This window comes from Spiroplasma endosymbiont of Colias croceus, assembly GCF_964020095.1.
Classification (GTDB): domain Bacteria; phylum Bacillota_I; class Bacilli_A; order Mycoplasmatales; family VBWQ01; genus Spiroplasma_E.
On sequence record NZ_OZ026536.1, the window covers coordinates 938,218 to 957,221 of the forward strand.

28 protein-coding genes and 5 pseudogenes are annotated in these 19,004 nt (G+C 20.3%); 13 read left to right on the forward strand and 20 right to left on the reverse strand.

The window, feature by feature from the left end:
* Positions 1–98: 98 nt before the first annotated feature.
* The 5 genes from AACL24_RS05770 to AACL24_RS05790 all read right to left on the reverse strand — a co-directional run bounded on the left by AACL24_RS05770 (position 99) and on the right by AACL24_RS05790 (position 1,749).
* Positions 99–305, reverse strand: coding sequence for a hypothetical protein (locus AACL24_RS05770; RefSeq protein ID WP_339046855.1), 207 nt, complete (start codon positions 303–305; stop codon positions 99–101).
* A gap of 3 nt (positions 306–308) precedes the next feature.
* A complete protein-coding gene (locus AACL24_RS05775) occupies positions 309–503 on the reverse strand; it encodes a hypothetical protein (RefSeq protein WP_339046856.1) in 195 nt (64 codons plus the stop codon).
* Positions 503–736 carry a hypothetical protein gene (locus tag AACL24_RS05780; protein WP_339046461.1) on the reverse strand — a complete coding sequence of 78 codons (234 nt, stop codon included), beginning with the start codon at positions 734–736 and terminating at the stop codon, positions 503–505. Before AACL24_RS05780 ends, AACL24_RS05775 begins: the two co-directional genes overlap by 1 nt.
* Positions 736–1,305 (reverse strand): hypothetical protein, encoded by a 570-nt coding sequence (locus tag AACL24_RS05785; RefSeq protein WP_339046459.1) that lies wholly within the window; start codon positions 1,303–1,305, stop codon positions 736–738. The genes AACL24_RS05780 and AACL24_RS05785 overlap by 1 nt, the downstream gene beginning before the upstream one ends.
* Before the next feature lie 228 nt (positions 1,306–1,533).
* Positions 1,534–1,749: a hypothetical protein gene (locus tag AACL24_RS05790; RefSeq protein WP_339049173.1), complete on the reverse strand. Its 216-nt coding sequence runs from the start codon at positions 1,747–1,749 to the stop codon at positions 1,534–1,536.
* Between the two features lie 96 nt (positions 1,750–1,845).
* Here AACL24_RS05790 and AACL24_RS05795 point away from each other — a divergent pair, with 96 nt between their 5' ends.
* The 3 genes from AACL24_RS05795 to AACL24_RS05805 all read left to right on the forward strand — a co-directional run bounded on the left by AACL24_RS05795 (position 1,846) and on the right by AACL24_RS05805 (position 3,140).
* A complete protein-coding gene (locus AACL24_RS05795) occupies positions 1,846–2,268 on the forward strand; it encodes a transposase family protein (protein ID WP_339046226.1) in 423 nt (140 codons plus the stop codon).
* A gap of 23 nt (positions 2,269–2,291) precedes the next feature.
* Entirely contained in the window at positions 2,292–2,699 is a 408-nt protein-coding gene (locus AACL24_RS05800; RefSeq protein ID WP_339045908.1) for a transposase family protein, read from the forward strand.
* Between the two features lie 204 nt (positions 2,700–2,903).
* Positions 2,904–3,140: a transposase family protein gene (locus AACL24_RS05805; protein WP_339049174.1), complete on the forward strand. Its 237-nt coding sequence runs from the start codon at positions 2,904–2,906 to the stop codon at positions 3,138–3,140.
* Between the two features lie 388 nt (positions 3,141–3,528).
* Here AACL24_RS05805 and AACL24_RS05810 read toward each other — a convergent pair whose 3' ends face one another.
* Both AACL24_RS05810 and AACL24_RS05815 read right to left on the reverse strand, forming a co-directional pair.
* A complete protein-coding gene (locus tag AACL24_RS05810; protein WP_339049175.1) occupies positions 3,529–3,948 on the reverse strand; it encodes a transposase family protein in 420 nt (139 codons plus the stop codon).
* A 23-nt stretch (positions 3,949–3,971) separates the two neighbouring features.
* A complete protein-coding gene (locus AACL24_RS05815) occupies positions 3,972–4,394 on the reverse strand; it encodes a transposase family protein (protein WP_339046226.1) in 423 nt (140 codons plus the stop codon).
* Between the two features lie 103 nt (positions 4,395–4,497).
* Between AACL24_RS05815 and AACL24_RS05820 the strand changes: the two are divergent.
* Positions 4,498–4,623 (forward strand): annotated as a pseudogene (locus tag AACL24_RS05820) (transposase); the annotation flags it as partial.
* A 38-nt stretch (positions 4,624–4,661) separates the two neighbouring features.
* On the opposite strand, the gene AACL24_RS05825 reads toward AACL24_RS05820, so the two are convergent.
* From AACL24_RS05825 to AACL24_RS05835, 3 genes are all read right to left on the reverse strand, one after another.
* Positions 4,662–5,900: an IS256 family transposase gene (locus AACL24_RS05825; RefSeq protein ID WP_339046650.1), complete on the reverse strand. Its 1,239-nt coding sequence runs from the start codon at positions 5,898–5,900 to the stop codon at positions 4,662–4,664.
* Between the two features lie 134 nt (positions 5,901–6,034).
* Positions 6,035–6,214: a hypothetical protein gene (locus AACL24_RS05830; protein ID WP_339046218.1), complete on the reverse strand. Its 180-nt coding sequence runs from the start codon at positions 6,212–6,214 to the stop codon at positions 6,035–6,037.
* A 168-nt stretch (positions 6,215–6,382) separates the two neighbouring features.
* Complete coding sequence (locus AACL24_RS05835; protein ID WP_339046228.1) at positions 6,383–7,384, reverse strand: hypothetical protein; 1,002 nt, start codon at positions 7,382–7,384, stop codon at positions 6,383–6,385.
* A 96-nt stretch (positions 7,385–7,480) separates the two neighbouring features.
* Between AACL24_RS05835 and AACL24_RS05840 the strand changes: the two genes are divergently transcribed.
* Both AACL24_RS05840 and AACL24_RS05845 read left to right on the forward strand, forming a co-directional pair.
* Positions 7,481–7,903 (forward strand): transposase family protein, encoded by a 423-nt coding sequence (locus AACL24_RS05840; RefSeq protein ID WP_339045912.1) that lies wholly within the window; start codon positions 7,481–7,483, stop codon positions 7,901–7,903.
* 23 nt (positions 7,904–7,926) lie between these two features.
* Positions 7,927–8,334, forward strand: a complete 408-nt coding sequence (locus AACL24_RS05845; protein WP_339045908.1) for a transposase family protein — start codon at positions 7,927–7,929, stop codon at positions 8,332–8,334.
* Positions 8,335–8,517: 183 nt separating this feature from the next.
* Here AACL24_RS05845 and AACL24_RS05850 read toward each other — a convergent pair whose 3' ends face one another.
* Entirely contained in the window at positions 8,518–8,919 is a 402-nt protein-coding gene (locus tag AACL24_RS05850; RefSeq protein ID WP_339046224.1) for a transposase family protein, read from the reverse strand.
* An 86-nt stretch (positions 8,920–9,005) separates the two neighbouring features.
* On the opposite strand from AACL24_RS05850, the gene AACL24_RS05855 reads away from it, so the two are divergent.
* Positions 9,006–9,419 carry a transposase family protein gene (locus AACL24_RS05855; protein ID WP_339049398.1) on the forward strand — a complete coding sequence of 138 codons (414 nt, stop codon included), beginning with the start codon at positions 9,006–9,008 and terminating at the stop codon, positions 9,417–9,419.
* Between the two features lie 139 nt (positions 9,420–9,558).
* On the opposite strand, the gene AACL24_RS05860 is transcribed toward AACL24_RS05855, so the two are convergent.
* Positions 9,559–9,873: a TIR domain-containing protein gene (locus tag AACL24_RS05860; protein ID WP_339049176.1), complete on the reverse strand. Its 315-nt coding sequence runs from the start codon at positions 9,871–9,873 to the stop codon at positions 9,559–9,561.
* 168 nt (positions 9,874–10,041) lie between these two features.
* Here AACL24_RS05860 and AACL24_RS05865 point away from each other — a divergent pair, with 168 nt between their 5' ends.
* Positions 10,042–10,443, forward strand: a complete 402-nt coding sequence (locus tag AACL24_RS05865; RefSeq protein WP_339046796.1) for a transposase family protein — start codon at positions 10,042–10,044, stop codon at positions 10,441–10,443.
* Between the two features lie 183 nt (positions 10,444–10,626).
* Here the strand turns inward: AACL24_RS05865 and AACL24_RS05870 are convergent, their stop codons facing one another.
* The 4 genes from AACL24_RS05870 to AACL24_RS05885 are packed head-to-tail and all read right to left on the reverse strand — an operon-like array spanning position 10,627 to position 12,238.
* Positions 10,627–11,034: a transposase family protein gene (locus tag AACL24_RS05870; protein ID WP_339046797.1), complete on the reverse strand. Its 408-nt coding sequence runs from the start codon at positions 11,032–11,034 to the stop codon at positions 10,627–10,629.
* Positions 11,035–11,057: 23 nt separating this feature from the next.
* Positions 11,058–11,480: a transposase family protein gene (locus tag AACL24_RS05875; protein WP_339045912.1), complete on the reverse strand. Its 423-nt coding sequence runs from the start codon at positions 11,478–11,480 to the stop codon at positions 11,058–11,060.
* Positions 11,481–11,520: 40 nt separating this feature from the next.
* Entirely contained in the window at positions 11,521–11,859 is a 339-nt protein-coding gene (locus AACL24_RS05880) for a transposase family protein (RefSeq protein ID WP_339046799.1), read from the reverse strand.
* Positions 11,860–11,899: 40 nt separating this feature from the next.
* On the reverse strand, positions 11,900–12,238 hold the full coding sequence (locus tag AACL24_RS05885) for a transposase family protein (RefSeq protein WP_339046799.1): 339 nt from the start codon (positions 12,236–12,238) through the stop codon (positions 11,900–11,902).
* 374 nt (positions 12,239–12,612) lie between these two features.
* On the opposite strand from AACL24_RS05885, the pseudogene AACL24_RS05890 reads away from it, so the two are divergent.
* A pseudogene (locus tag AACL24_RS05890) lies at positions 12,613–13,533 on the forward strand (IS256 family transposase); the annotation flags it as partial.
* 202 nt (positions 13,534–13,735) lie between these two features.
* On the opposite strand, the gene AACL24_RS05895 reads toward AACL24_RS05890, so the two are convergent.
* Positions 13,736–14,143 (reverse strand): transposase family protein, encoded by a 408-nt coding sequence (locus AACL24_RS05895; RefSeq protein WP_339045908.1) that lies wholly within the window; start codon positions 14,141–14,143, stop codon positions 13,736–13,738.
* Between the two features lie 23 nt (positions 14,144–14,166).
* Positions 14,167–14,589, reverse strand: a complete 423-nt coding sequence (locus AACL24_RS05900; protein ID WP_339045912.1) for a transposase family protein — start codon at positions 14,587–14,589, stop codon at positions 14,167–14,169.
* Between the two features lie 99 nt (positions 14,590–14,688).
* Here AACL24_RS05900 and AACL24_RS05905 point away from each other — a divergent pair.
* A pseudogene (locus AACL24_RS05905) lies at positions 14,689–15,012 on the forward strand (transposase); the annotation flags it as partial.
* A gap of 38 nt (positions 15,013–15,050) precedes the next feature.
* Here the strand turns inward: AACL24_RS05905 and AACL24_RS05910 are convergent.
* Positions 15,051–15,176: pseudogene (locus AACL24_RS05910) on the reverse strand (transposase); the annotation flags it as partial.
* Between the two features lie 103 nt (positions 15,177–15,279).
* Between AACL24_RS05910 and AACL24_RS05915 the strand changes: the two are divergent.
* Positions 15,280–15,702, forward strand: coding sequence for a transposase family protein (locus AACL24_RS05915; RefSeq protein ID WP_339046226.1), 423 nt, complete (start codon positions 15,280–15,282; stop codon positions 15,700–15,702).
* A gap of 23 nt (positions 15,703–15,725) precedes the next feature.
* Positions 15,726–16,133 carry a transposase family protein gene (locus AACL24_RS05920; protein WP_339046797.1) on the forward strand — a complete coding sequence of 136 codons (408 nt, stop codon included), beginning with the start codon at positions 15,726–15,728 and terminating at the stop codon, positions 16,131–16,133.
* A gap of 201 nt (positions 16,134–16,334) precedes the next feature.
* Here AACL24_RS05920 and AACL24_RS05925 read toward each other — a convergent pair.
* Positions 16,335–17,153, reverse strand: a pseudogene (locus tag AACL24_RS05925) (IS256 family transposase); the annotation flags it as partial.
* 452 nt (positions 17,154–17,605) lie between these two features.
* Between AACL24_RS05925 and AACL24_RS05930 the strand changes: the two are divergent.
* Positions 17,606–18,844, forward strand: a complete 1,239-nt coding sequence (locus AACL24_RS05930) for an IS256 family transposase (protein ID WP_339046650.1) — start codon at positions 17,606–17,608, stop codon at positions 18,842–18,844.
* Positions 18,845–19,004 lie beyond the last annotated feature (160 nt).

The window sequence follows — 19,004 nt, forward strand, 5'->3', positions numbered from 1 at the left end:
ATTATAAATTAAAAAAAATAAAAAAAGAGAAATTATTTAGGAATGAGTAATTTCTCTTTATTAATTATATCATATTTTCTATATTAAATATAGATAATTTAATTATTATCTCATTCAATATTTTTATAATCATTTAATAATTCAATATAATTATCAATATCATTTTTTACAAAATCAAATTTTTCTTCATCATATTCATTTTCATATTCATGTTTTAAAACTAAATTAGCTTTACCAACATAATGTAATTTAATATCTACTTCTTTATCTACTTTTCATTTAATTAAAAATTCACGTTTAGTCATTATTTACTCCTTATTTTTATAATATTCTTTTATTTCTTTTACTTTATTTTTAAATTGTTTTTTATGAAAATAACACATATTAAAAAATTGAACTACACTATCTTCTACATTTAAAGTTTTTAAAGTAACTAATACTTTACTATTACAATCTTTAACAATACATTTTAATAATACTTTTTCTTCTTTTTGTTTTTGCATTATTTAACTTCCTTATTATTTTTAATTATTTTATTAAAAATTTCATATTTATTTACTTCAAAAATAATATTTTTTTTCATACCTTCAAATATTTCAATATTTCATTTAACTTTTTTTAATTCATCAACATTTTTTTCCATTTTTTTATAATTTAAAATAGTAGGATTTTGAATAAATTTTTTCTTTTCTAAATAAATCAATTCTTCAATAACTTTTATTTTTTCTTTGCTCATTATTTATTCTCCTTATTTAAATAATATCAACCAATTAATAAACTATCTGCTTCATCATGATTTGATATTGTTATATTTCAATTATTTTCTTCTATTAAATTTTCACACGTAAATAAAGAAACATTTTTATCTCATTTATAATTTATACCATTTACAAATGTAATAGCAGAACAATATTTATCATTTTTTACATATCATTTTTTTCATTCACTTGGACTTATTAACATATTTTTTGTTAATAATTTATTAAATTGTCCAGCAATAAAACCTCTTAAATGTTCTTGAGTTTCATAACCAATACCATTTTTTGAATGAAAAGTACCACGTTCAATAATTAAATCTATATCTTCATCTCTTTTTCTCTGAAAAAATATTTCACCTTGAAAATCAATAAAATCTAATTTTTTATTGTTAAAACTAAAACTTCCCATTCATATTGGCTTTCATTTGTATACATATTCAATTTCATTATAATTAACTTCACATTCACTAATTCTTTTTGTTTTTTCTCATAAAGTAAATCCAGTATTTTTAATACTTGGGTCAATTGAAAGTAAATAATTATTCATAATTATTTCTCCTTAATTTAAACTTAGTTTTTTTAATATTTTCATTAATTGTTTATCTTTTTTTGCTACTTTAATTCCATGTTCAAATAATTTTTCATTATATTTAAATTGTTTTCTTTTATTCATTATTTTTTTTCCTTATTTTTATTTAAATTTATAACTAATATTTTTAAACAATTCATACATCAATATTGAGAAAATCAAATTCTTTTATTACAATATTTACATTTATTCATAATTTCTATACTCATTTTTATTATTATTTTTTACATTTTTAAATCTTTCACGAATTTCTTTAAATTTATCAAATAAAGTTTTTAAATAATTTTCACCCATTAATATTAAAAAATCTTTATTATTACTTGGATTTAATCTTTCCATATCTTCTCTTATACATTCATCAAATAAAACTGTATTTGTAATCATATATTTTTCAAAAGACATATTCCGTAATTAAATTTTTTAAAAGTCAATTAATAATTTTAAAATTTATTTTATAATTTTGTTATTAACAATAAATTTAGAAAAGTGTTGATAAAAATGATTTTTGAAAATTTAAAAAAATTAAAAAATGAAGAATTTTATAGATATTTTGGTATAAAACGTTTTCATTTTAATGAAATGTTAGAAAAATTAATTGAAATAGAAAAATTAGAAAAAAATAAAGGTCAAAAAAATAAACTTTCAGTAGAAGAAAGATTAATGATGACTTTATTATACTGAAAAGAATATTATACTTTTTTTCAAATGAGTATTAAATCTAAAATGAGCCCATCAAGTTGTTTTCGAAATATTACTTGAGTAGAAAATAAACTTAGTAACCACAAAGATTACCAATTTTTAAAAGAAAGATATAAATTAAAAATTGATAAAAAACAAGAAAATTCAAATGAATTTCAATTTTATTTAATTGATTCAACTGAGATTGAAATTGAAAGACCAACTAAAAAAAACTACAGTTAGAATATTTTTCTGGTAAAAGTTGAATGTATTCTATAAAATTTCAAATTGTATATGATTTTTTTAATAAAAAAATTGTTGATATTTTTGCTGATAATGGTAAAGTGCATGATTTTCAAATATTAAAAAATTCAAATCTTGAATTTTCAGAAAAAACAATAATTATTGGTGATTTAGGATATCAAGGTATACAAAATATTTATAAAAATACAATAATACCAATTAAAAGAACTAAAAATAAAAAATTAACTAAACAAGAAAGAAAATACAATAAGATTGTATCTAAAATTAGAATTAAAGTTGAACATGTCTTTGCTTGATTGAAAAGATTCAAAATTTTAGTAAATAAATGTAGAAAATCTAAATTTAGACTTATGTACTTAAGATTTAACTTACTTTGTGAAATTTTTAATAAAATAAAACCATTAAAATAAAAAAAAATATTAAAAATATTTTTTTAAAATTTAAATTTTTATCGAGTTAATATAAAAATATTATTAACAATTTTTTGTTTAAAATGTAAACTCATTTTTTAAACTATTTTTTCAAAAAATATTTATTTCTATATTCAATAACACTAAATAGTTTTAAAACAATTTTATTGACAATTAATTAAATTTAATTACGGAATATGTCCTATGATGTTTGATAAATTAAAAACTATTAACAATCCAGAATTATTAAGATTAACTGGTATAAATGATATTATTTTTAATAAAATTCTAAAAATTTTAAAGACAGAAGAAGTAAAAAAGTTTAAAAATGGTGGTACACCTAATAAATTATCATTAGAAAATCGTTTATTAATGACTTTAGAATATTGAAGAGAGTATCGAACTTATTTTCATATTGCTAAAAGTTATGGAATTAGTTAAAGTAGTTGCTATAGGAATATCAAGTGAATAGAAAATACTTTAATAAAACATCCTGATTTTCAACAACTTGATGGGCAAAATTCACTGTTAAATAATAATTTTAAAGATAAAACAGTTATCATTGATGTGACTGAAAGTACTATTCAACGCCCAAAAAAAGTCAAAAACAATATTATTCAGGAAAAAAGAAAAAACATAGGACATATTCCGTAATTAAATTTAATTAATTGTCAATAAAATTGTTTTAAAACTATTTAGTGTTATTGAATATAGAAATAAATATTTTTTGAAAAAATAGTTTAAAAAATGAGTTTACATTTTAAACAAAAAATTGTTAATAATATTTTTATATTAACTCGATAAAAATTTAAATTTTAAAAAAATATTTTTAATATTTTTTTAATTTTAATGGTTTTATTTTATTAAAAATTTCACAAAGTAAGTTAAATCTTAAGTACATAAGTCTAAATTTAGATTTTCTACATTTATTTACTAAAATTTTGAATCTTTTCAATCAAGCAAAGACATGTTCAACTTTAATTCTAATTTTAGATACAATCTTATTGTATTTTCTTTCTTGTTTAGTTAATTTTTTATTTTTAGTTCTTTTAATTGGTATTATTGTATTTTTATAAATATTTTGTATACCTTGATATCCTAAATCACCAATAATTATTGTTTTTTCTGAAAATTCAAGATTTGAATTTTTTAATATTTGAAAATCATGCACTTTACCATTATCAGCAAAAATATCAACAATTTTTTTATTAAAAAAATCATATACAATTTGAAATTTTATAGAATACATTCAACTTTTACCAGAAAAATATTCTAACTGTAGTTTTTTTTAGTTGGTCTTTCAATTTCAATCTCAGTTGAATCAATTAAATAAAATTGAAATTCATTTGAATTTTCTTGTTTTTTATCAATTTTTAATTTATATCTTTCTTTTAAAAATTGGTAATCTTTGTGGTTACTAAGTTTATTTTCTACTCAAGTAATATTTCGAAAACAACTTGATGGGCTCATTTTAGATTTAATACTCATTTGAAAAAAAGTATAATATTCTTTTCAGTATAATAAAGTCATCATTAATCTTTCTTCTACTGAAAGTTTATTTTTTTGACCTTTATTTTTTTCTAATTTTTCTATTTCAATTAATTTTTCTAACATTTCATTAAAATGAAAACGTTTTATACCAAAATATCTATAAAATTCTTCATTTTTTAATTTTTTTAAATTTTCAAAAATCATTTTTATCAACACTTTTCTAAATTTATTGTTAATAACAAAATTATAAAATAAATTTTAAAATTATTAATTGACTTTTAAAAAATTTAATTACGGAATATGTCTTTTGAAATATGTCTCATATAAGCATAGAAAATCTCTAGTTGCAGATTTAAAACCAATTTATACTGCATGTAGTGAAGAACAAGCAATGCAGGCTTTAGAATCCTTTGAAAATAAGTGAAATAAAGAGGCTTTTATGTAATCTGTGTATCTTTGTTTTACAAAGTACTAGTTTAGATTAATTCTATCTTCAAATTTTATCATAAAATGAGCAATTGCTGTATTTCAATTTTGAATGGGCATTGTTCATTTTTTTGTTATATTTTCAATTGCTAAATAAAATATTTTAAAAACTGCCATATCATTAGGAAAAACTTTTTTATTTCTGATAACTTTTCGTAATTGACTATTTACAGATTCAATAGCATTTGTTGTATAAATAACTCTTTTGATTTCTGTAGGATAACTAATAAAAACCATTAAATTATCTCAATTTTTATATCAAGATTTAGCAATTTGAGGATATTGTTTATTTCACTTATTTTCAAAGGATTCTAAAGCCTGCATTGCTTGTTCTTCACTACATGCAGTATAAATTGGTTTTAAATCTGCAACTAGAGATTTTCTATGCTTATATGAGACATATTTCAAACTATTTCTAATTTGATGAACTATGCATAATTGATGTTCTGTTTTAAGATAAACTGATTGTATTGCTTCTGACATGCCTGTTAAATTATCACTGCAGGCAATAAGAATATCATTTAAGCCACGATTTTTCATTTCTGTTAAATTTGCTAATCAAAATTTAGCACCTTCATTTTCACTAATTCATAAACCTAAAACATCTTTTTTACCTTCTAAATCAACTCCTAAAGCTATATAAACTGATTTATTAATAATCCTTTTATCTTGTCGTACTTTCACTACTATGCAATCAAAATAAACAATCGGATAGACACTTTCTAATGGTCGATTTTGCCATGCTTTTACATCATCAATAACATCATCAGTAATTTGACTAATAACACTTTCACTAATATCAGCACCATGATATAACTCTTGTAATTGCATTCTAATATCTGATAATGTCATACCTTTTGCATATAAAGAAAGAACTTGTTGATCAAAACCATCAAATCTTCTTTGTCTTTTTGCAACTATTATAGGATTAAAATTACTATTGCGATCTCGTGGTACATCAATCTCAATTTTACCTTGTTGAGTTATTATTTTTTTTGAACTTATACCATTACGAGCATTGTCACTATTACTATGTTGATTCTTTTCATATCCCAAATAATTTTGCATCTCAGAATTCAACATTTTTTCTACTAATCTTTTTGTTAATTCTTTATACAATCCTCCCTCTTTAAAAACTGTTGTTAAATCTTCAGTATTTTCTAATAATAAATCTACTGCTTTTGATATTGGATCATTATTATTAATATTTTGCTTTTTAGCCATCTGTAACTCACTCTTTCTAGTCATTTAATTATATTTACTAGAATTAATTAAACATAGTTATTTTTGTAAGTTACACAGATTACTAAACATTACCAATAAAACTACTCATTGAGTAGTTTTGTAATATTTAAGATTTACATTTTTGGTCCTTTTGAATTTGATGCTTTTTTATCTTTTTCAGATTCAAAAGACTTAGCAACTTTTTCTCGTCTTTCACTTTCGTTTTTTTCACCTCAAGCTTTATTTATTCTTTCGGCATCTTTGTTATATTCATCTTTTTTTTCTTGACTTCATTCATTACATGATCTTCACATATTTATATTCTCCTTTATTATTTTTTAGAATATTTTTTTCTATCCTTAAAATACTCACAAAAAAAGTATATATATTTAAAACGAAAAATGTGTAAAAAATAATAAAAAATCATTATTTTTAAAAAATAGTACATAAAGGGAGAAAAGCCAAAATTTATTACTTATTGATTATGTAAATAAACATTTAACTTTATTTCAGTTATGATTTGAAGTTGTTAAAGGTTGTGAGTCTTGATTATTTACTCTATTTCGTATAAATCAATCAAAATTTTGATTACTTTCTGATTCAATAGTCAAATTTTCTAGAAGATTGTTTGGATTATGATTTATTGTATTGTTACTTATTAGTTCAATATGATTTTTATCTTTTCTGTTATCTAGTTCTTGTTTTAAAATATCATATTGTGTTTGTAATCTAGTTTCTAATTTAATTTCTGTTTTATTACTGGTAAGATTTTTAATTATTGATTGACGTTCTTTTTTATTTTTCTCTTTTTGTTCTTTATTTTTATTTATTTTTTGTTTAATTCAAGTTTCAACTTTTTTTGTTGTAGGTGAAAATATTGATGCAATTCCCTTAAGACCAAGACTAACAATACCAAATCCCAATCTCATTATAAATAGAGGGGGATGAATAAGACCAATAGTAATAAGAACTATGGGTATTAATATAGTAATAGTTCATATACTTATTTCACCTTTAGTTGGTTTTAGTTTAAAATCTTGTTGTTGTTTTAAAAAATTATTAATTGGTACAAATTGATAATTATTAGTATCATTGGTTGAAATTTTATCAATTAACAAAATATGTTTTTTATACTGATTTAAATTTTCATATTTTTTCAACTGCTTCATGATTTCAATATCACCATTTTGAAATTGTTTGAAATGCATTACTTCTTCATTAATTGAGTTATCCAGATTTTGAATAGTTGTTATAAAAAATATTTTATCTTCGATTGGTAAAATTTCTTCGTGAATTTTTTCAATTCCTGTTTTTTTTATATTTTTTTCATCATAAATTGTTATTGCGTTATATGAAAATTTTGTCAAATTAACATTGCTTTGTTTTGAACTATTTAATTCTTCAATTTGTTTTTTAAGTTTTTGAATTTCGTTTGATTGTTCTTCAATTATTGATTGTAATTTTGATATTTCTTCTGTAGACATATTCCGTAATTAAATTTTTTAAAAGTCAATTAATAATTTTAAAATTTATTTTATAATTTTGTTATTAACAATAAATTTAGAAAAGTGTTGATAAAAATGATTTTTGAAAATTTAAAAAAATTAAAAAATGAAGAATTTTATAGATATTTTGGTATAAAACGTTTTCATTTTAATGAAATGTTAGAAAAATTAATTGAAATAGAAAAATTAGAAAAAAATAAAGGTCGAAAAAATAAACTTTCAGTAGAAGAAAGATTAATGATGACTTTATTATACTGAAAAGAATATTATACTTTTTTTCAAATGAGTATTAAATCTAAAATGAGCCCATCAAGTTGTTTTCGAAATATTACTTGAGTAGAAAATAAACTTAGTAACCACAAAGATTACCAATTTTTAAAAGAAAGATATAAATTAAAAATTGATAAAAAACAAGAAAATTCAAATGAATTTCAATTTTATTTAATTGATTCAACTGAGATTGAAATTGAAAGACCAACTAAAAAAAACTACAGTTAGAATATTTTTCTGGTAAAAGTTGAATGTATTCTATAAAATTTCAAATTGTATATGATTTTTTTAATAAAAAAATTGTTGATATTTTTGCTGATAATGGTAAAGTGCATGATTTTCAAATATTAAAAAATTCAAATCTTGAATTTTCAGAAAAAACAATAATTATTGGTGATTTAGGATATCAAGGTATACAAAATATTTATAAAAATACAATAATACCAATTAAAAGAACTAAAAATAAAAAATTAACTAAACAAGAAAGAAAATACAATAAGATTGTATCTAAAATTAGAATTAAAGTTGAACATGTCTTTGCTTGATTGAAAAGATTCAAAATTTTAGTAAATAAATGTAGAAAATCTAAATTTAGACTTATGTACTTAAGATTTAACTTACTTTGTGAAATTTTTAATAAAATAAAACCATTAAAATAAAAAAAATATTAAAAATATTTTTTTAAAATTTAAATTTTTATCGAGTTAATATAAAAATATTATTAACAATTTTTTGTTTAAAATGTAAACTCATTTTTTAAACTATTTTTTCAAAAAATATTTATTTCTATATTCAATAACACTAAATAGTTTTAAAACAATTTTATTGACAATTAATTAAATTTAATTACGGAATATGTCCTCAGTTGAATCAATTAAATAAAATTGAAATTCATTTGAATTTTCTTGTTTTTTATCAATTTTTAATTTATATCTTTCTTTTAAAAATTGGTAATCTTTGTGGTTACTAAGTTTATTTTCTACTCAAGTAATATTTCGAAAACAACTTGATGGGCTCATTTTAGATTTAATACTCATTTGAAAAAAAGTATAATATTCTTTTCAGTATAATAAAGTCATCATTAATCTTTCTTCTACTGAAAGTTTATTTTTTTGACCTTTATTTTTTTCTAATTTTTCTATTTCAATTAATTTTTCTAACATTTCATTAAAATGAAAACGTTTTATACCAAAATATCTATAAAATTCTTCATTTTTTAATTTTTTTAAATTTTCAAAAATCATTTTTATCAACACTTTTCTAAATTTATTGTTAATAACAAAATTATAAAATAAATTTTAAAATTATTAATTGACTTTTAAAAAATTTAATTACGGAATATGTCTATACAATAAAAACTCAAGTCATAATTGAAAAAGATAGTAAAAAAATTATAAGTTCTTATTTTTCTTATGGTAAAAATCATGATTTTAAAATTTTAAAAAATTCAAAAACGAAATTTTTATCAGAAACAACTATTTTAGTAGATTTAGGATATCAAGGTATACAAAACATACATAAAAATGTCTTATTACCTAAACGAAAATCAAAGAAAAACCCTTTAACTAAAGAAGAAAAGAAAAATAATAAGGCTATTTCAAAAATGAGAGTTGTTATTGAACATGTTTTTGCGATTCTTAAAAAATTTAAAATTATTAGTGAAAAATATCGAAATAGAAGAAAAAAATTTGCATTAAGATTTAATTTAATAGCTTCAATTTATAATTTACAATTATTAATTTAAATATATTTGATAATTTAATATTTTATTTTTTTATTTGAAATAATAATTTTTGTTGTATTTTAATGACAAAAAATAAAACATATTTTGAACAATAATTTTTAAAAAATATTAAAAGTCTTATTAAAATAAATTTTTAAACTTAAAAAATGTGATTAATATCATAGTTTTGCAAGAAGTCTATTGATAATGAAGATGCAATTTCTCAATCAATATGTTTTCTACATTTTGTATGTTTTCCTAAAATAACTACAGTAATATCTGAATCTTTTAAATACTCTTCTCTAATAGTTTTAAATATCTTTTTAGGAGGCAATTGCGGATCAATATCACCTAGTTTTACAGATACCTCTTTCACTTCAAAATATTCTCCATAACATTGCGAAATTAATTCTGATAATTTATCCTTTGCTTTTTGTTCTCTTAAATGATGATATGAAATAAAAATTTTTAACATTATTAATTAACCTCTTTTTTAAAATTTTAAAAATATTTTTTATAAACTTTAATAAGTTTATACTTTAGACATATTCCGTAATTAAATTTTTTAAAAGTCAATTAATAATTTTAAAATTTATTTTATAATTTTGTTATTAACAATAAATTTAGAAAAGTGTTGATAAAAATGATTTTTGAAAATTTAAAAAAATTAAAAAATGAAGAATTTTATAGATATTTTGGTATAAAACGTTTTCATTTTAATGAAATGTTAGAAAAATTAATTGAAATAGAAAAATTAGAAAAAAATAAAGGTCGAAAAAATAAACTTTCAGTAGAAGAAAGATTAATGATGACTTTATTATACTGAAAAGAATATTATACTTTTTTTCAAATGAGTATTAAATCTAAAATGAGCCCATCAAGTTGTTTTCGAAATATTACTTGAGTAGAAAATAAACTTAGTAACCACAAAGATTACCAATTTTTAAAAGAAAGATATAAATTAAAAATTGATAAAAAACAAGAAAATTCAAATGAATTTCAATTTTATTTAATTGATTCAACTGAGGACATATTCCGTAATTAAATTTAATTAATTGTCAATAAAATTGTTTTAAAACTATTTAGTGTTATTGAATATAGAAATAAATATTTTTTGAAAAAATAGTTTAAAAAATGAGTTTACATTTTAAACAAAAAATTGTTAATAATATTTTTATATTAACTCGATAAAAATTTAAATTTTAAAAAAATATTTTTAATATTTTTTTTATTTTAATGGTTTTATTTTATTAAAAATTTCACAAAGTAAGTTAAATCTTAAGTACATAAGTCTAAATTTAGATTTTCTACATTTATTTACTAAAATTTTGAATCTTTTCAATCAAGCAAAGACATGTTCAACTTTAATTCTAATTTTAGATACAATCTTATTGTATTTTCTTTCTTGTTTAGTTAATTTTTTATTTTTAGTTCTTTTAATTGCTATTATTGTATTTTTATAAATATTTTGTATACCTTGATATCCTAAATCACCAATAATTATTGTTTTTTCTGAAAATTCAAGATTTGAATTTTTTAATATTTGAAAATCATGCACTTTACCATTATCAGCAAAAATATCAACAATTTTTTTATTAAAAAAATCATATACAATTTGAAATTTTATAGAATACATTCAACTTTTACCAGAAAAATATTCTAACTGTAGTTTTTTTTAGTTGGTCTTTCAATTTCAATCTCAGTTGAATCAATTAAATAAAATTGAAATTCATTTGAATTTTCTTGTTTTTTATCAATTTTTAATTTATATCTTTCTTTTAAAAATTGGTAATCTTTGTGGTTACTAAGTTTATTTTCTACTCAAGTAATATTTCGAAAACAACTTGATGGGCTCATTTTAGATTTAATACTCATTTGAAAAAAAGTATAATATTCTTTTCAGTATAATAAAGTCATCATTAATCTTTCTTCTACTGAAAGTTTATTTTTTCGACCTTTATTTTTTTCTAATTTTTCTATTTCAATTAATTTTTCTAACATTTCATTAAAATGAAAACGTTTTATACCAAAATATCTATAAAATTCTTCATTTTTTAATTTTTTTAAATTTTCAAAAATCATTTTTATCAACACTTTTCTAAATTTATTGTTAATAACAAAATTATAAAATAAATTTTAAAATTATTAATTGACTTTTAAAAAATTTAATTACGGAATATGTCTTAAGTTTATTTTCTACTCAAGTAATATTTCGAAAACAACTTGATGGGCTCATTTTAGATTTAATACTCATTTGAAAAAAAGTATAATATTCTTTTCAGTATAATAAAGTCATCATTAATCTTTCTTCTACTGAAAGTTTATTTTTTCGACCTTTATTTTTTTCTAATTTTTCTATTTCAATTAATTTTTCTAACATTTCATTAAAATGAAAACGTTTTATACCAAAATATCTATAAAATTCTTCATTTTTTAATTTTTTTAAATTTTCAAAAATCATTTTTATCAACACTTTTCTAAATTTATTGTTAATAACAAAATTATAAAATAAATTTTAAAATTATTAATTGACTTTTAAAAAATTTAATTACGGAATATGTCTTAAGTTTATTTTCTACTCAAGTAATATTTCGAAAACAACTTGATGGGCTCATTTTAGATTTAATACTCATTTGAAAAAAAGTATAATATTCTTTTCAGTATAATAAAGTCATCATTAATCTTTCTTCTACTGAAAGTTTATTTTTTCGACCTTTATTTTTTTCTAATTTTTCTATTTCAATTAATTTTTCTAACATTTCATTAAAATGAAAACGTTTTATACCAAAATATCTATAAAATTCTTCATTTTTTAATTTTTTTAAATTTTCAAAAATCATTTTTATCAACACTTTTCTAAATTTATTGTTAATAACAAAATTATAAAATAAATTTTAAAATTATTAATTGACTTTTAAAAAATTTAATTACGGAATATGTCTTGAGATTGAAATTGAAAGACCAACTAAAAAAAACTACAGTTAGAATATTTTTCTGGTAAAAGTTGAATGTATTCTATAAAATTTCAAATTGTATATGATTTTTTTAATAAAAAAATTGTTGATATTTTTGCTGATAATGGTAAAGTGCATGATTTTCAAATATTAAAAAATTCAAATCGGTAATGTTTAGTAATCTGTGTAACTTACAAAAATAACTATGTTTAATTAATTCTAGTAAATATAATTAAATGACTAGAAAGAGTGAGTTACAGATGGCTAAAAAGCAAAATATTAATAATAATGATCCAATATCAAAAGCAGTAGATTTATTATTAGAAAATACTGAAGATTTAACAACAGTTTTTAAAGAGGGAGGATTGTATAAAGAATTAACAAAAAGATTAGTAGAAAAAATGTTGAATTCTGAGATGCAAAATTATTTGGGATATGAAAAGAATCAACATAGTAATAGTGACAATGCTCGTAATGGTATAAGTTCAAAAAAAATAATAACTCAACAAGGTAAAATTGAGATTGATGTACCACGAGATCGCAATAGTAATTTTAATCCTATAATAGTTGCAAAAAGACAAAGAAGATTTGATGGTTTTGATCAACAAGTTCTTTCTTTATATGCAAAAGGTATGACATTATCAGATATTAGAATGCAATTACAAGAGTTATATCATGGTGCTGATATTAGTGAAAGTGTTATTAGTCAAATTACTGATGATGTTATTGATGATGTAAAAGCATGGCAAAATCGACCATTAGAAAGTGTCTATCCGATTGTTTATTTTGATTGCATAGTAGTGAAAGTACGACAAGATAAAAGGATTATTAATAAATCAGTTTATATAGCTTTAGGAGTTGATTTAGAAGGTAAAAAAGATGTTTTAGGTTTATGAATTAGTGAAAATGAAGGTGCTAAATTTTGATTAGCAAATTTAACAGAAATGAAAAATCGTGGCTTAAATGATATTCTTATTGCCTGCAGTGATAATTTAACAGGCATGTCAGAAGCAATACAATCAGTTTATCTTAAAACAGAACATCAATTATGCATAGTTCATCAAATTAGAAATAGTTTGAAATATGTCTCATATAAGCATAGAAAATCTCTAGTTGCAGATTTAAAACCAATTTATACTGCATGTAGTGAAGAACAAGCAATGCAGGCTTTAGAATCCTTTGGACATATTCCGTAATTAAATTTAATTAATTGTCAATAAAATTGTTTTAAAACTATTTAGTGTTATTGAATATAGAAATAAATATTTTTTGAAAAAATAGTTTAAAAAATGAGTTTACATTTTAAACAAAAAATTGTTAATAATATTTTTATATTAACTCGATAAAAATTTAAATTTTAAAAAAATATTTTTAATATTTTTTTTATTTTAATGGTTTTATTTTATTAAAAATTTCACAAAGTAAGTTAAATCTTAAGTACATAAGTCTAAATTTAGATTTTCTACATTTATTTACTAAAATTTTGAATCTTTTCAATCAAGCAAAGACATGTTCAACTTTAATTCTAATTTTAGATACAATCTTATTGTATTTTCTTTCTTGTTTAGTTAATTTTTTATTTTTAGTTCTTTTAATTGGTATTATTGTATTTTTATAAATATTTTGTATACCTTGATATCCTAAATCACCAATAATTATTGTTTTTTCTGAAAATTCAAGATTTGAATTTTTTAATATTTGAAAATCATGCACTTTACCATTATCAGCAAAAATATCAACAATTTTTTTATTAAAAAAATCATATACAATTTGAAATTTTATAGAATACATTCAACTTTTACCAGAAAAATATTCTAACTGTAGTTTTTTTTAGTTGGTCTTTCAATTTCAATCTCAGTTGAATCAATTAAATAAAATTGAAATTCATTTGAATTTTCTTGTTTTTTATCAATTTTTAATTTATATCTTTCTTTTAAAAATTGGTAATCTTTGTGGTTACTAAGTTTATTTTCTACTCAAGTAATATTTCGAAAACAACTTGATGGGCTCATTTTAGATTTAATACTCATTTGAAAAAAAGTATAATATTCTTTTCAGTATAATAAAGTCATCATTAATCTTTCTTCTACTGAAAGTTTATTTTTTCGACCTTTATTTTTTTCTAATTTTTCTATTTCAATTAATTTTTCTAACATTTCATTAAAATGAAAACGTTTTATACCAAAATATCTATAAAATTCTTCATTTTTTAATTTTTTTAAATTTTCAAAAATCATTTTTATCAACACTTTTCTAAATTTATTGTTAATAACAAAATTATAAAATAAATTTTAAAATTATTAATTGACTTTTAAAAAATTTAATTACGGAATATGTCTTTTGAAAATAAGTGAAATAAACAATATCCTCAAATTGCTAAATCTTGATATAAAAATTGAGATAATTTAATGGTTTTTATTAGTTATCCTACAGAAATCAAAAGAGTTATTTATACAACAAATGCTATTGAATCTGTAAATAGTCAATTACGAAAAGTTATCAGAAATAAAAAAGTTTTTCCTAATGATATGGCAGTTTTTAAAATATTTTATTTAGCAATTGAAAATATAACAAAAAAATGAACAATGCCCATTCAAAATTGAAATACAGCAATTGCTCATTTTATGATAAAATTTGAAGATAGAATTAATCTAAACTAGTACTTTGTAAAACAAAGATACACAGATTACATAAAAGCCTCTTTATTTCACTTATTTTCAAAGGATTCTAAAGCCTGCATTGCTTGTTCTTCACTACATGCAGTATAAATTGGTTTTAAATCTGCAACTAGAGATTTTCTATGCTTATATGAGACATATTTCAAAAGACATATTCCGTAATTAAATTTTTTAAAAGTCAATTAATAATTTTAAAATTTATTTTATAATTTTGTTATTAACAATAAATTTAGAAAAGTGTTGATAAAAATGATTTTTGAAAATTTAAAAAAATTAAAAAATGAAGAATTTTATAGATATTTTGGTATAAAACGTTTTCATTTTAATGAAATGTTAGAAAAATTAATTGAAATAGAAAAATTAGAAAAAAATAAAGGTCAAAAAAATAAACTTTCAGTAGAAGAAAGATTAATGATGACTTTATTATACTGAAAAGAATATTATACTTTTTTTCAAATGAGTATTAAATCTAAAATGAGCCCATCAAGTTGTTTTCGAAATATTACTTGAGTAGAAAATAAACTTAGTAACCACAAAGATTACCAATTTTTAAAAGAAAGATATAAATTAAAAATTGATAAAAAACAAGAAAATTCAAATGAATTTCAATTTTATTTAATTGATTCAACTGAGATTGAAATTGAAAGACCAACTAAAAAAAACTACAGTTAGAATATTTTTCTGGTAAAAGTTGAATGTATTCTATAAAATTTCAAATTGTATATGATTTTTTTAATAAAAAAATTGTTGATATTTTTGCTGATAATGGTAAAGTGCATGATTTTCAAATATTAAAAAATTCAAATCTTGAATTTTCAGAAAAAACAATAATTATTGGTGATTTAGGATATCAAGGTATACAAAATATTTATAAAAATACAATAATAGCAATTAAAAGAACTAAAAATAAAAAATTAACTAAACAAGAAAGAAAATACAATAAGATTGTATCTAAAATTAGAATTAAAGTTGAACATGTCTTTGCTTGATTGAAAAGATTCAAAATTTTAGTAAATAAATGTAGAAAATCTAAATTTAGACTTATGTACTTAAGATTTAACTTACTTTGTGAAATTTTTAATAAAATAAAACCATTAAAATAAAAAAAATATTAAAAATATTTTTTTAAAATTTAAATTTTTATCGAGTTAATATAAAAATATTATTAACAATTTTTTGTTTAAAATGTAAACTCATTTTTTAAACTATTTTTTCAAAAAATATTTATTTCTATATTCAATAACACTAAATAGTTTTAAAACAATTTTATTGACAATTAATTAAATTTAATTACGGAATATGTCCAAAATATTTCTAATTTGATGAACTATGCATAATTGATGTTCTGTTTTAAGATAAACTGATTGTATTGCTTCTGACATGCCTGTTAAATTATCACTGCAGGCAATAAGAATATCATTTAAGCCACGATTTTTCATTTCTGTTAAATTTGCTAATCAAAATTTAGCACCTTCATTTTCACTAATTCATAAACCTAAAACATCTTTTTTACCTTCTAAATCAACTCCTAAAGCTATATAAACTGATTTATTAATAATCCTTTTATCTTGTCGTACTTTCACTACTATGCAATCAAAATAAACAATCGGATAGACACTTTCTAATGGTCGATTTTGCCATGCTTTTACATCATCAATAACATCATCAGTAATTTGACTAATAACACTTTCACTAATATCAGCACCATGATATAACTCTTGTAATTGCATTCTAATATCTGATAATGTCATACCTTTTGCATATAAAGAAAGAACTTGTTGATCAAAACCATCAAATCTTCTTTGTCTTTTTGCAACTATTATAGGATTAAAATTACTATTGCGATCTCGTGGTACATCAATCTCAATTTTACCTTGTTGAGTTATTATTTTTTTTGAACTTATACCATTACGAGCATTGTCACTATTACTATGTTGATTCTTTTCATATCCCAAATAATTTTGCATCTCAGAATTCAACATTTTTTCTACTAATCTTTTTGTTAATTCTTTATACAATCCTCCCTCTTTAAAAACTGTTGTTAAATCTTCAGTATTTTCTAATAATAAATCTACTGCTTTTGATATTGGATCATTATTATTAATATTTTGCTTTTTAGCCATCTGTAACTCACTCTTTCTAGTCATTTAATTATATTTACTAGAATTAATTAAACATAGTTATTTTTGTAAGTTACACAGATTACTAAACATTACCGACCCAAATACTCATAAAACTACAGGTCAAGATGAATTTTATACAAAAGAATATAAAATTGGTGATTATTGAAATGCTTATTTAATTGATGATACAAGTGGTGTTGATTTTAGTAATTTACCAAATAATCAAATATTTAAAACAGTACAAACTAAAAGACAGTATACTTTAGTAATGTTTGAAGAACATATTACAATTGATGATTATTTACAATTTTTTGTTGTATTTAATGATGAAAATGAAAATATTGGTGGTAATTCTGGTGGTAATGTTTAGTAATCTGTGTAACTTACAAAAATAACTATGTTTAATTAATTCTAGTAAATATAATTAAATGACTAGAAAGAGTGAGTTACAGATGGCTAAAAAGCAAAATATTAATAATAATGATCCAATATCAAAAGCAGTAGATTTATTATTAGAAAATACTGAAGATTTAACAACAGTTTTTAAAGAGGGAGGATTGTATAAAGAATTAACAAAAAGATTAGTAGAAAAAATGTTGAATTCTGAGATGCAAAATTATTTGGGATATGAAAAGAATCAACATAGTAATAGTGACAATGCTCGTAATGGTATAAGTTCAAAAAAAATAATAACTCAACAAGGTAAAATTGAGATTGATGTACCACGAGATCGCAATAGTAATTTTAATCCTATAATAGTTGCAAAAAGACAAAGAAGATTTGATGGTTTTGATCAACAAGTTCTTTCTTTATATGCAAAAGGTATGACATTATCAGATATTAGAATGCAATTACAAGAGTTATATCATGGTGCTGATATTAGTGAAAGTGTTATTAGTCAAATTACTGATGATGTTATTGATGATGTAAAAGCATGGCAAAATCGACCATTAGAAAGTGTCTATCCGATTGTTTATTTTGATTGCATAGTAGTGAAAGTACGACAAGATAAAAGGATTATTAATAAATCAGTTTATATAGCTTTAGGAGTTGATTTAGAAGGTAAAAAAGATGTTTTAGGTTTATGAATTAGTGAAAATGAAGGTGCTAAATTTTGATTAGCAAATTTAACAGAAATGAAAAATCGTGGCTTAAATGATATTCTTATTGCCTGCAGTGATAATTTAACAGGCATGTCAGAAGCAATACAATCAGTTTATCTTAAAACAGAACATCAATTATGCATAGTTCATCAAATTAGAAATAGTTTGAAATATGTCTCATATAAGCATAGAAAATCTCTAGTTGCAGATTTAAAACCAATTTATACTGCATGTAGTGAAGAACAAGCAATGCAGGCTTTAGAATCCTTTGAAAATAAGTGAAATAAACAATATCCTCAAATTGCTAAATCTTGATATAAAAATTGAGATAATTTAATGGTTTTTATTAGTTATCCTACAGAAATCAAAAGAGTTATTTATACAACAAATGCTATTGAATCTGTAAATAGTCAATTACGAAAAGTTATCAGAAATAAAAAAGTTTTTCCTAATGATATGGCAGTTTTTAAAATATTTTATTTAGCAATTGAAAATATAACAAAAAAATGAACAATGCCCATTCAAAATTGAAATACAGCAATTGCTCATTTTATGATAAAATTTGAAGATAGAATTAATCTAAACTAGTACTTTGTAAAACAAAGATACACAGATTACATAAAAGCCTCATTCTGGTAAAAATCAAGATAGACAATTATTATATATTTCAAATGTAACAAATTATTATAGTCCTTATAATGGTGCATTTAGTATACAAGTATTAACTTTTAGTAGTTTAAATGATAGA